Source organism: Sphingomonas glacialis (assembly GCF_014653575.1).
In the GTDB taxonomy this organism is placed as follows: Bacteria; Pseudomonadota; Alphaproteobacteria; order Sphingomonadales; family Sphingomonadaceae; genus Sphingomonas; species Sphingomonas glacialis.
In genome coordinates this window covers 402734-415199 of record NZ_BNAQ01000003.1, presented here as the reverse complement: position 1 = coordinate 415199, position 12466 = coordinate 402734, and the positions used below count along the sequence as shown (strand labels likewise).

Annotated in this window: 11 protein-coding genes; 5 read left to right on the top strand and 6 right to left on the bottom strand. The window is 68.4% G+C overall.

Annotated features, from left to right (window positions below; all coding sequences use genetic code 11):
- Window positions 1-23: 23 nt before the first annotated feature.
- The 3 genes from IE187_RS12680 to IE187_RS12670 all read right to left on the bottom strand — a co-directional run bounded on the left by IE187_RS12680 (window position 24) and on the right by IE187_RS12670 (window position 3908).
- Window positions 24-1028 (bottom strand): histone deacetylase family protein, encoded by a 1005-nt coding sequence (locus IE187_RS12680; protein WP_189676552.1) that lies wholly within the window; start codon window positions 1026-1028, stop codon window positions 24-26.
- Window positions 1021-2241: a Na+/H+ antiporter NhaA gene (nhaA, locus tag IE187_RS12675; RefSeq protein ID WP_189676551.1), complete on the bottom strand. Its 1221-nt coding sequence runs from the start codon at window positions 2239-2241 to the stop codon at window positions 1021-1023. Before nhaA ends, IE187_RS12680 begins: the two co-directional genes overlap by 8 nt.
- A gap of 98 nt (window positions 2242-2339) precedes the next feature.
- A complete protein-coding gene (locus IE187_RS12670) occupies window positions 2340-3908 on the bottom strand; it encodes a lysine--tRNA ligase (RefSeq protein ID WP_189676550.1) in 1569 nt (522 codons plus the stop codon).
- Window positions 3909-3962: 54 nt separating this feature from the next.
- Between IE187_RS12670 and IE187_RS12665 the strand changes: the two genes are divergently transcribed.
- From IE187_RS12665 to IE187_RS12655, 3 genes are all read left to right on the top strand, one after another.
- Window positions 3963-4535, top strand: a complete 573-nt coding sequence (locus IE187_RS12665) for a Uma2 family endonuclease (protein WP_189676549.1) — start codon at window positions 3963-3965, stop codon at window positions 4533-4535.
- 208 nt (window positions 4536-4743) lie between these two features.
- On the top strand, window positions 4744-7467 hold the full coding sequence (locus IE187_RS12660) for an ATP-dependent DNA helicase (protein ID WP_189676548.1): 2724 nt from the start codon (window positions 4744-4746) through the stop codon (window positions 7465-7467).
- Window positions 7468-7480: 13 nt separating this feature from the next.
- Complete coding sequence (locus IE187_RS12655; protein ID WP_189676547.1) at window positions 7481-8029, top strand: SixA phosphatase family protein; 549 nt, start codon at window positions 7481-7483, stop codon at window positions 8027-8029.
- 3 nt (window positions 8030-8032) lie between these two features.
- Here the strand turns inward: IE187_RS12655 and IE187_RS12650 are convergent, their stop codons facing one another.
- Window positions 8033-8560, bottom strand: a complete 528-nt coding sequence (locus IE187_RS12650) for a YceD family protein (protein WP_133191180.1) — start codon at window positions 8558-8560, stop codon at window positions 8033-8035.
- A complete protein-coding gene (locus tag IE187_RS12645; protein WP_416194478.1) occupies window positions 8557-9066 on the bottom strand; it encodes a ubiquinol-cytochrome C chaperone family protein in 510 nt (169 codons plus the stop codon). The genes IE187_RS12650 and IE187_RS12645 overlap by 4 nt, the downstream gene beginning before the upstream one ends.
- A gap of 111 nt (window positions 9067-9177) precedes the next feature.
- Between IE187_RS12645 and IE187_RS12640 the strand changes: the two genes are divergently transcribed.
- Complete coding sequence (locus IE187_RS12640) at window positions 9178-9678, top strand: outer membrane protein assembly factor BamE (protein WP_133191182.1); 501 nt, start codon at window positions 9178-9180, stop codon at window positions 9676-9678.
- Between the two features lie 121 nt (window positions 9679-9799).
- Entirely contained in the window at window positions 9800-10306 is a 507-nt protein-coding gene (locus tag IE187_RS12635) for an RcnB family protein (protein ID WP_189676546.1), read from the top strand.
- Window positions 10307-10359: 53 nt separating this feature from the next.
- Here IE187_RS12635 and pbpC read toward each other — a convergent pair whose 3' ends face one another.
- On the bottom strand, window positions 10360-12453 hold the full coding sequence (gene pbpC / locus IE187_RS12630; RefSeq protein ID WP_189676666.1) for a penicillin-binding protein 1C: 2094 nt from the start codon (window positions 12451-12453) through the stop codon (window positions 10360-10362).
- Window positions 12454-12466: the final 13 nt, after the last annotated feature.

Genomic DNA, 12466 nt, shown 5'->3' with positions numbered 1-12466 from the left:
CAAGAAGACACCGGCAATCGCGGCTAAAATCCGGTAAGCAGGCTCCCGACATTGGCACCAAGCGCGTCGAGCGCATAGCCCCCTTCCATCGCGATCACGCAGGGCCAGCCACATGCCGCAATGTCGCGCGCGAGCACCGTATAATCCGCGCTCGTCAGCTTGAAGTGCGAGATCGGGTCGCCCTCCCACGTGTCCGCGCCGAAGCTCAGCACGAGCAGATCGGGCGCGAATCGCGTGATCGCATCGAGCGCCACGCCTTGCGCGCGGCGGAACGGGTCGAGCGTCGTGCCGTGCGGCAGCGGCAGGTTGAGCGACGCGCCGCGCCCGTCGCCGTCGCCGGTCTCGTCGGCATGGCCCCAATAGAAGGGATAGTCGGTCGCGGGATCGGCATGGATGCTCGCGTAGAACACGTCGCCGCGCTCCCAGAAAATGTCCTGCGTGCCGTTGCCGTGGTGATAATCGATATCGAGGATCGCGACGCGTCGCGCCCCGGCATCGCGCGCCGCCTGCGCGGCGATCGCGGCGGTGTTGAGGTAACAATAGCCGCCATAATAATCCGCCCCGGCATGATGGCCCGGCGGCCGGCATAAGGCGAAGGCGGCGCGGTCGCCGTCGAGCACCGCGTGCGTCGCGGCGAGCACGCTTTGCGCGCTCCAATAGGCGGCATCCCAGGTCTGCGCGGTGAGCGGGGTCGAGGCGTCGAAACTGTAGCGCCCGATCTGCCCGTCGATCCGATCGAGCTTGAGCGCGCGTCGGCCGACGATTGGCCAGACATAGCCCATCGCGTCGCCGGGCCGCCCCGCCGCCGCCCAGCGCGCGGGGGCTTCGCGCAGGAAAGCGAGATAGTCGGGGGTGTGGACTGCCGCGATCGCCGCCATGCCGTGATCGCGCGGCGCCTCGGCCCCGCCGATCGCCTCCGCGATCCGCCGCGCGCGCGACGGTGTCTCGGCATAAGCGGTAAAGCCGCCATTGTGCAGTTCGCGCGCCGGCGCATGGCCAAGCTGCGCGAGCGAGAAGAAATTACGCATGCGTCCTCCGTACCGGCCAATAGCGCAGGATGAGAAAGCCCGCGATCGCCGAGAAGATCGAACCTGCGAGCACGCCGATCTTCACTTCGTCCTGCAAATGCGGGCTGTCAGGGAAGCCGAGCCCGCCGATGAACAAGCTCATCGTGAAGCCGATCCCGGCGATCAACGCGACGCCGTAGAGCTGGATCCAGCGCATCCCCTTGGGGCGCTGCGCGATCCCGAGCCGCTCGGCAAGCGCGACGCCCCCCATGATTCCCGCTTGCTTGCCGAGGAACAGCCCGCCCGCAATGCCGAGCACGAGCGGATCGCCGAGCGTGGCGAGACTCACGCCGCCAAGCGATACACCGGCATTGGCGAGCGCGAACAACGGCACGATGCCGAACGCCACCCACGGGCTCAGCGCATGTTCGAGCCGGTGGAGCGGCGAATATACGTCGTCGGGCGCGCCGGGCGAGCGCGTGATCGGGATCATCGTCGCGGCGAGCACACCCGCGATCGTCGCATGGACGCCCGACAGCAGGATCAGCCACCACAGCGCGGCAAAGCCGATCAGATATGGCCACAGCGCCCATACGCGGCGCTGCTTCAAGGTGAACATCACCAGCAATACGCCGACCGCACCGCCAAGCGCGATCCAGTCGATGCCGTGGCTGTAGGCGAGCGCGATGATCGCGACCGCGCCGCAATCGTCGACGATCGCGACCGTCGTCAGAAACAGTTTCAGCGCGGGCGGCACGCGGCTGCCGAGCAAGGCAAGCACGCCGATCGCAAAGGCGATGTCGGTCGCCGCCGGGATCGCCCAGCCGGGCTGCAAGTCCGCGGCGCCACCGGTGATCGCGAGATAGACCAAGGCGGGCACCGCCATCCCCGCCGCCGCCGCGATGATCGGCAAGCGCCGCCGCGCCGGGCTCGCCAATTGCCCGTCGATCAGCTCGCGCTTGATCTCGAGCCCGACGAGCAGGAAGAACACCGCCATCAGGCCGTCATTGATCCACAGATGGACTGTCATCGGGCCGATCGCCGGCGCCAGCGTCGGGCCGGTGGCATGGTGGAGCAGCGCGAAATAGGGCGCAGCGAGCGGAGAATTGGCGACGATCAGCGCCAGCGCCGCGGTCGCCATCAAGACAATCCCGCCCGCCGCCTCTTGATGCAGAAAGGTGCGGAGCGCCGACCGCACGGTGCGGAACGGCGCAGAGGCTTTGCGCTTGGTCATCGCGCTACCCTATCGCCGCGCCGCACAAAGACCAGCGGGATCGGCCCGCGCCGACCCCGCGCCGACCCCGCGCCGACCCCGCATGGCCGCAAGTACGCTTAGCGAGCGAGCGCCTCGGCGATCAGTTTGCGCGTATTCTCGACCCCGTAGAGCGCGATGAAGCTCCCCATCCGCGGCCCCTGGCTCGATCCGAGCAGCGTCTCGTACAAGGCCCCGAACCAGGCACGCAGCGGTTCGAAGCCGCCTTCGTTGCCGATCGCATAGACGATGTTCTGCAGATCGACCGCGGAGCTGTCGGCCGGCACCGCGGCGAGCTCACGGTCGAGCCGTTCGAGCGCTGCGACCTCGATCCCCTCGGGCTTGCGGCGCTGGAGCGTCGGCGCGACGTAATCGCGGTTGTACGCCAGCGCATGGCCGATCAGCGCGTCGAGCTCGTGTGTAATCGCGCCCTCGACATAGTTGCTGAGATAGCCGTGGACCTGTTCGGCGGTCGCGCCCGCGCCGAGCACGCCGACAAGGTTGAGCAGCAGGCCGAAGGTGACCGGCGGGTTGGTCCCGGGCACGTCGCCGTCATGGATGTGGTGCACCGGATTGCCGAGCTTCTGCTCGACCGGCTGCGCGGCGTAGCTGGCGCGGAACTGGAAATAATCATCCACCGCGCGCGGGATGACGCCGATATGGAGCTGCTTGGCCTTCTTGGGCTCGCGGTACGCGAAGAACGACAAGCTCTCCTGCGTCCCGTAATCGAGCCACTGCTCGAGCGTCAGGCCATTGCCCTTCGACTTGGAGATCTTCTCGCCCTTTTCGTCGAGGAACATCTCGTAGATCAGCCCCTCGGGCGGGCGACCGCCGAGCACGCGCGCGATCTTGCCCGACTGCACGCCGCTGTCGATCAGATCCTTGCCGTACATCTCGTAATCAACGCCGAGCGCGACCCAGCGCATCGCCCAGTCGACCTTCCACTGCAGCTTGGCCTGGCCGCCGAGCACCGATTGCACGAGCACCTCGCCGTCGCTGTCGGTGAAGCGGATCGTGCCCTCCTCGACATTGACCACCTCGACCGGGACCTGGAGCACCACCCCGGTCTTGGGGCTGATCGGCAGGATCGGCGAATAGGTCGCGGCGCGCTCCTTGCGCAGCGTGGGGAGCATCACGCCCATGATCCCGGCGTAATGGCGCAGCACGCCCTTCAGCGCATCGTCAAACACGCCCGCTTCATATTGCGAAGCCGAGGAGATGAACTCATATTCGAAGCCGAAGCGATCGAGGAAGTCGCGCAGCATCGCATTGTTGTGTGCCGCGAAGCTCTCGAACTTCTCGAACGGATCGGGAATGCGGCTGAGCGGCTTGCCGAGATGCTCGGTCAGCATCGCCTGGTTGGGGACGTTGTCGGGCACCTTGCGCAGGCCGTCCATGTCATCGCTGAACTCGATCAGCCGGGTCGGCGCGTCCGACAGCGTCTGGAACGCGTGGCGCACCATGGTCGTGCGCAGCACTTCGTTGAAGGTGCCGATATGCGGCAGGCCCGAGGGACCATAGCCCGTCTCGAAGATGACGGGCTGGTTGCCCGGCTTGCCATCGGGATAGCGCTTGAGCAGCTTGCGCGCTTCCTCATACGGCCAGGCCTTGGAATCGAATGCGGCGGTGCGGAGGGCTGTGTCGGTCATATGCGCATGCGTTTGACGCTTTAGGCGCGCGAGCGCAAATGCTATGGTTAGCCCATGAATATGCCGCCGTCCCTGACCGAGCCGCATCGCCTGAAGCTCCGCATCGAGGATTTTACCATCCTCGATCGCGCGGGCGTGTTTGACGCGTACGGCAAGGTCGAATTGATCGACGGGGTGATCGAGGTCATGAACGCGGAATTCCGGCGGCACAATCATATCAAGAACGACCTGACCTATCGTCTGCGGAGTGCGCTAGCGGCGTTGGGCTCGCCGTATAAGGCGTTTTGCGAAGCATCGCTCGCGCTGTCGGAACACAGCCTGTTGCAGCCCGATGTCATCGTCGCAATCGGCGGGACGGACTCGCGCTATTATGAGATCGACGACCTCGCGATCGTCATCGAGGTGGCGGACAGCACAGCTGCGCGCGATCTCGGCATGAAGTGCGCGATGTATGCAGCGCAGGGCGTGCCCGAATACTGGGTCGTGGCCTTGCCGACCGCCGAGGTGCACCAGTTCTGGGAGCCGGGAGTGGACGGCTTCGCCGCGCGGCGCACGGTGCAGCTCGAGGGCGAGGTGACCAGTGCGACCATGCCGGACCTGACGATCGACGGACGGGGCATCCTATAGCGCTCAACGGTGCTTCCACAGAGCGCTTCCCCGGCGAAGGCCGGGGCCCAGTCGTGGCACGATTGCAAGCGGGCGTTGCGCACGAAGACTGCGACCTTCGCTCCTGGCCCCGGCCTTCGCCGGGGAAGCGGCATAGGGAAGGGTATAAACCCGGCAAACCCACCCCTCCAACGTTGCCATTCCGTTCCCGCCACGCGATATACCCAGCGTGACCGCGCTCCCCTATCCCGCGCTCCATGCGAGCCACAGCGGCATCTGGATCGCCGATGCCGAAGGCACGCGACCGATCGGACGCGGCGAGGCGATCCGCATTGCCGCCGATACCCCCGTCATCCTGCTCAACACAGCGTTGATCGGGCAGCGGCTCGGCTATGCCGACCTGTCGGGGCTCGACCTGCTCGAACTGTTCGCCTTCCTGTGCCCCGCGCGCTTCATGGTGCCGACGCCGCGCGGCTTAGCGCGCGTTGCAGGGCTGGAAGCTCCGAGCGAGGACGGTGAGATCGCCGCCTTCCTGCGTGACGCCGCGGTGGCGCTGCTCGGCATGACCGAGCCCGGCACCGACTGGCCCGAGCGCGAGGGCGCATGGACCGCGGCGCAATCGCTGTTCAAACTGCGCTGGACCTGGGCGCCGATCCTTGCGCAACGGCTCAAGACCCCCGACGTCGCCGAACGCTGGCTGTTCTCGAAACTCGGCGAATGGTCCGAAGGCGCACCGCGCCCACAGCCGCGCACCGTCACGCTCGATGCCGACGAGACCCAGGCGCGGCTCGCGCGCCTCACCGGGAGTGCCGCCGAGCAACGCTCGGGCCAACGCGCTTACGCCCAGGCGGCACGCGAGGCGTTCGCCCCGCGCATGGCGCACGGCGCACCCAACATGGTGCTTGCGGAGGCCGGCACCGGGATCGGCAAGACGCTCGGCTATCTCGCCCCCGCCTCGCTCTGGGCCGAGAAGGCCGATGGCGCAGTGTGGGTGTCGACCTTCACCAAGGCGCTGCAACGCCAGTTGGGCCATGAAAGCGCGCGCCTCTTCCCCGACGCCGCGACGCGCCGCGCGAAAGTCGTCACGCGCAAGGGGCGCGAGAATTACCTCTGCCTGCTCAATCTCGAAGATGCGCTGCAGGGCGGTTTCGCCGGCCGCGCCGCGATCCTCGCGCAGCTCGTCGCGCGCTGGGCGGCGTATAGTGCCGATGGCGACATGGTCGGTGGCGATCTACCCGGCTGGCTCCCCACGCTGTTCCGTCGCAATGGCGCGACCGCGCTGACCGACCGGCGCGGCGAGTGCGTCTATGCCGGCTGCCCGCATTACCGGAAGTGCTTCATCGAAAAGGCCGCGCGCGCCAGCGCCGACGCCGATCTGGTCATCGCCAACCATGCGCTGGTGATGGTCAATGCCGCGCGCGGCCGCGAATCGACGACGCGTCCGACGCGCTACGTGTTCGACGAGGGCCATCATTTGTTCGATGCCGCCGATGCGATGTTCTCGACCGCGCTGACGGGCTCCGAGACGATCGAACTCCGCCGCTGGGTGCTCGGCCCCGAATCGGGCGGACGCGGGCGGCGGCGCGGGCTTGCCGCACGCCTCTCCGACGTGGCCAGCTATGACGAGGGCGGCGCACGCGCGATCGCCGATGCGGTGGTGGCGGCGCAGGGCCTGGCGAGCGACGGCTGGCTCCAGCGGATCGGCGAAGGCGCGCCGTTCGGCCCGATCGAGACGCTGCTCGCGGCCGTCCGCGGACTGACCTACGCGCGCGCCGAGGCAGAAGGCGATGCGGGCTATGCGCTCGAGACCGAACTCGCTGAGCCCGACCCCGGCCTGGTTGAAGCCGCGGGTCCCGCCGCGCATGCGCTCGATGCGCTCGTCCGGCCACTCGTCGCGCTCGGACGCCGGCTCGAGGCGGTGCTCGAGGAAGGGCCCGACTGGATGGACGGCCAGGCGCGCGCGCGGATCGAAGGCGCTGTCGCCTCGCTCGGCTGGCGCGCCGAGACGGTCGCGGCATGGCTGTCGCTGCTTGCCCGGATCGGCGGGCCAGCTTCGCCCGATTTCGTCGACTGGCTCGCGGTCGACCGAGTCGAGGGGCGCGAATACGATATCGGCCTCCACCGCCACTGGCTCGACCCGACGCGGCCCTTCGCCGAAACCGTACTCAAGCAAGCGCACGGCGTGCTCGTCACCTCGGCGACGCTGCGCGGCGGCGGGACCGATGGCGAGGAAGGCTGGGGCGTCGCCGAGTCGCGCACCGGCGCCAACCATCTGTTGCGCGGCGCGAGCCGCTTCGCCGCGACATCGCCGTTCAATTATGCCGACCAGGCCGAGGTGCTGATCGTCACCGACGTCAAGCGCGGCGACATGGGCGCGCTCGCCAACGCTTATGCCAAGCTCGGCGTCGCGAGCGGCGGCGGGATGCTCGGACTGTTCACCGCGATCCGGCGGCTGCGCGGAGTCCATGCCCGCATCGCCGACCGCCTCGCCCGCGAGGGGCTGCCGCTCTATGCGCAGCATGTCGACCCGATCGACACCGGCACCCTGGTCGACATCTTCCGCGACGATCCCGCCGCCTCGCTGCTCGGCACCGATGCCTTGCGCGACGGGGTCGACGTGCCCGGCCGCTCGCTGCGGCTCGTCGTGCTCGAGGGCGTGCCGTGGCCCAAGCCGACCGTGCTTCACGCCGCTCGGCGGCTCGCCGGAGGCGGCAGCCGCTATGACGACCGGATCGTCCGCGCGCGCATGGCGCAGGCGTTCGGCCGGCTGATCCGCCGCGCCGACGACCACGGGCTGTTCGTCCTGCTTTCCGCGGCGATGCCGTCGCGCCTGCTCACCGCCTTCCCGCCGGGGGTGAAGATTACGCGCTGCACGCTCGACGAAGCGGTCGCGCGTGCGGGAGCGCTTCCCTCCGCCGTGCAAACGGGGCATGAGGCGCGCGAACCCGCCTGACGGAGACTTTAGCATGACCGCCGGCACCAAGACGCTGACGCTGCTCCGCCACGCCAAATCGGGCTGGGACGATCCCGCTTTGCGCGATTACGATCGCGGGCTCAACGCCAAGGGCAAGCGTGCGGCGGCGCTGATCGGTGGCCATCTGCGCAATGCCGCCGGCGTGTTCGACCATGTCGTCGCCTCGCCGGCGGTGCGCGTCGTCGAGACGCTCGAACAGGTCGAGAGCAGCTATGGCCGCACGCTCGCGCCCCATTTTGACCGGCGCATCTACCTCGCCTCGGCAGTGACCTTGCTCGATATCATCCACGAAGCGCCCGCCGAGGCGGTGCACCTCCTGCTCGTCGGGCACAATCCCGGGCTCGAGGATCTCGCGATGCTGCTCGTTCCCGATTCAGACGAACCGTTGCGCGTCGCGCTCGAGGCGAAATATCCGACCGCGACGATCGCCGAGATCAGCTTCGCGGGCGAATGGGCGACGCTTGCTGGCGGGAGCGGACGGCTGACGCGCTTCGTCCGCCCGCGCGATCTCGATCCGACGCTCGGACCCGACGAGGACTGAGCCTCACACCTTCCCGAACAAGCCCTTCAACCCCGCCAGCGCACCCGCGGGCTTGGCCTCTTCCTCGCTGATCACGCCCGCTGCGCGCAACGCCGCCGCGGCATTGGGCCCGCGCGGGAACGGATCGAGCGCGAGCGCCATCGTTTCCGCCGCCGCTTCGCCGAGGTCGATCGCCGCGCCATCATACGGCATCGTATCGAGCGCATCGAGATCGAGCTCGATCTCCTCCTCGGCGGCGGCCTCCTGTTCGGTGACGAAGCGCAACGCGACATCCTCCGACACGCTTTGCGGCAAGGGCTCGTCGGTCACCGAACACGCCTGGACGACCGCCGCGCTGACCGCGCCGCGCGCGACGATCCCCGCCGCATCGCGCTTGACCCGAAACGTCGCCTCGAGCCGGTCGACCGACACCAGACCGAATCGCGCTGCCAGCGCGGCGCGCTCGGCCTCGCTCGCGGTGATCGCGATGCTGCGCTCGCCCTCGCCGATCGTGTCGATCCGCTCCAGCCGCGAAAATTCGGGGGTGCTCATGCAATATCTCCTGCGATCACCGACTCGGTCGGTCGTGCCGCCAGCGCGTCGCGCAGCGCGAACAAGGCGGCCTCGGTATGGGCAATCGCGGCGGCATCGGGCAGGCCGCTGCGGTACAGGTTCCGCGCGAGCGCCGGGTGGAGGTCGCCCGCCGCCAGCCCGTCGCGATACGCGCCGAGCCGCCCGCCGAGCATCCCCATCATCTTGCCGATATGCTTGCCGACGCCGATGTCGCCGACCCCGCTTTCGCGCAATTGCCCGTCCATATCGGTGACGAAGCGCTCGGTCAGCCGCGCGCTTGCCGGGCCTGCCTCTGGAACGTCCTCGAGCCGCAGCAGCACGAGCGACAGCACCGCCGCGACCATGTCGAACCGGCCGTCGAGCGTGTCGGGAACACCGCCCGATTCATACCAATGCGGCGCGCGTGCCAGCGCGATCACCCGATCATAGAGCAGCATCGCGGTATCGTCGGGCGTCCGCCCCAGCAGCTTCGAAAACCAGCCCAAATCTCTCGTGTCCCTTCGCGCCCTTGTTTGGTCGCCTTTCCCGGCATATTGAGGCTTCGTGTCCGCGGGTGCAATGCGTCGTGGCCAGCTTTGGTGCCTTGGAGAGTGTCGATGAGCCTTAAGTCCGTCCGCCAGTTGACGGCTGCCGCCCTCCTCGCATCGTGCGTGTTCGGGGCGAGCGCCTGCGTGCCGCTCAAGTCGCACCAGGGCTATGTCATCGATGCCGATCTCGTGAACTCGGTCCAGGCCGGCACCGACAACCGCCAGTCGGTGCTCGCGACGCTCGGCAAGCCGAGCTTCACTTCCGAATTCAACCAGGGCGACTGGTATTACGTGTCGCGCGAGACGCGCAATTTCGCGTACAACAACCCCAAGGTCCGCGAGCAGACGACGCTGCGCATCAGCTTCGACGAGAAGGGCAATGTCACCGCGGTGCGCAAATCGGGCGTCGAGCAAGTGGCGTCGATCAGCCCGTCGGGCAAGACCACGCCGACGCTCGGCAAGAAGCGCAGCTTCTTCGATGAACTGTTCGGCAATATCGGCACCGTTGGCGCGGTCGGCGGTGGCCAGGGCGGCCAGAGCAACACCGGTGGCGGTCGCGATACGCCGTAACCGGCACGTCGCTTCCTGACGGATTGCTGACAAGCGCATTCGCATTCCGTTCAGTCGCGCGCTGCCAGAACACGCTCCATGGCCCGGCCTTTCTTTGGCCCGCCGGAATATGGAGGATACAGTGCGTAAACTCATTTTCACCGCTTTGATGGCGGCGACCTTGGTTCCCGTCGCGGCAAGCGCGCAGTCGAACGAAGAGCTGCGGCGCGACCGTCGCGACATCCGCCAGGAACAGCGCGACCTGCAGGATGCGCGGATGCGCGGCGACCGCCGTGACATTCGCGATCAGCGCGAGGACGTGCGCGACGCGCGCCAGGAATATCGCGAGGATCTGCGCGATCGCGACCGCGCCTGGGGTCGTGACGACTGGCGTGGCTGGCGCGACCGCAACCCGAACTATTATGCCCGCGGCAATTGGAACGCCCCGTTCCGCTACACCGCGTTCCGTCCGGGCCTGCGCATCGCACCGGCGTATTATGGCGGGCGCTACATCATCGCCGATCCGTGGCGCTATCGCCTGCCGCGCGCCGGCTTTGGCCAGCAATGGGTGCGGCACTATAACGACGTGATCCTCGTCGACACGCGTCGCGGCTATGTCGTCCAGGTGATCCGCGGCTTCTACCGCTAAGACTGTTCGTCACGGGCGGCGGCCGTCTCCGAAAGGGGGCGGCCGTCGTTTTTTCAGCGGATCGTGAAGAGCACCTGATCGACCACGCGCCCGGCGACATCGGTCAACCGCAGCCGGTGGAGCCCCGGTCCAGCGATGATCTGCGGCTGCGAATCGGCGGCGCCGAGATCGGTCTTGTCGAGCCACAGCCGATGCGCCGTCACCGCCCCCGACACGTCGACCGAAAGCCGCTGCCGGTTGGGCGGAATGTCGGGATCGATCGCATAGACGCTGCCCGACACCGGGTTGGTGATCCGCGGGCGGCGCGATTCGGCGGGCGCGACGGCGATCTGCGACTGGCCCGTTCCGGCGAGGAAATATTCGGTGCGCGGTTGTTCGATCGCATTCGCGAAGGTTATCGCGCGCGCTTCGATCCCCGTCGGGCGCGGCGGTGGGGTGCTGCGCGTCTCGGCGTTGAGCGCGAGCATGATGTCGCGCCACACCGGCGCCGCACCGCTGACCCCCGAAACCGCGCGCATCGAATCGCCCTCGAGATTGCCGACCCACACCGCGACCGTATATTCTCGGGTGAAGCCGATGCACCAATTGTCGCGCAGCGCCTTGCTCGTCCCCGTCTTCACCGCCGCCCAGAAGGGCAGGTGCAGCGCCGAATCGAGCCCGAAGGTCACCGCGCGGGCATTCGAATCGGCCATCATGTCGGCGACGAGCCACGCCGCCTGCGGTGTCGTGATGGCGTGCGGCGACTCGCGGGGCGCATCGAGCGTCAGCCGCAGCGGCGACCAGCGGCCGGCCTGCTCCAGGCTGCGATAGGCAGCGGCCTGTTCGAGCAGCGTGACTTCGGCCGAGCCGAGCGCGAGCGAGAAGCCGTAATAATCACCATCCTCGACCAGCCCGCGATACCCCGTGTCCCACAACCGATCGCGAAACGCGTCGACCCCGACGAGCAGCAAAGTGCGCACCGCGGGTACGTTGAGCGACCCCGCCAGCGCCGCGCGTGCCGACACCGGCCCCTTGAAGCCGCGGTCGTAATTCTGCGGCACATACAGCCCCGAGGCGGTGTCGAGCTGGACCGGCGAATCGTCGAGGATCGAGGCGGGGGTGAGATAGCCCTTCTCGATCGCCTCAGCGTAGAGGAAGGGTTTGAGCGTCGATCCGGCCTGGCGATAGCTGTTCGCGCCGTCGACCGCGGGCGCGGTCGAGGCGCCGCCGATCCCGCCGACATAGGCCAGCACGTCGCCGCTTGCATTGTCGATCACCACCGCCGCGCCGTCACGCGCGCGCGCGCCGCCGAGGCCCTGCAACTGGCGTTTGAGCGCGACGATCGCGAGGCTCTGAATGCGCCGGTCGAGCGTGGTGGTGACCTTGAGCCCGGGCTTGGTCAGCAAACGGTCGGAGAGATGCGGCGCGAGGCCAGGATCGAGCTGCAGGCTGCGCGCTGGGCCGAGCATCGACGCCGCCTCGCCCGCAAAGCGCGCGCAATCGCGCTCGTGGCTGACCGCGCAGGCGCGCCGCGCGATGCTCGCGGGGTCGGCCTGCGGATCGGGGAGGAGCGCGGCGAGCAGCAGTGCATCGTCGCGCGCGAGGGCGTCGGGGGTCTTGCCGAACAGCCCGAGCGCCGCCGCGCCGATCCCCTGCGCCTCGCCGCGGAACCCGGCGAGGTTGAGATAGGCCTCGAGGATCTCGTCCTTCGACCAATGCGATTCGAGCGCCCAGGCGGCGCGCATCTGGCGGAGCTTGTCCCACAAATGGCGCTGCCCCGGCACGGCCAGATCGGGCGCGAGAAAGCCGGCGACCTGCATCGACAGCGTGCTCGCGCCGCGCGCGCGCGTGCCCTGCGCGCGGTCGCGCGCGACGCCGAGCAAGGCGAGCCAATCGACCCCGCCATGATGGAAGAAGCGGCGGTCCTCGACGCCGACGATCGTTTCGCGCGTGACGGCGGAAACCTGCGGCAGCGGCGTCCAGGCAAGCCGCCGCGCCGCGAAATTGACGCGCGCGCTGTCGATCAGCACGCCGTTGCGATCGTAGAGCCACGCCTCGGACGGGCACCACGCGACGCGGACCTGCGCATAGCCGGGCAGCGGCGGGGGGAGCGTGGCGTAGTCAATCGCTACGAAGGCGAGGAGCGCGACGGCCAGCGCGGTGACGATCGCGCCGGTGCGG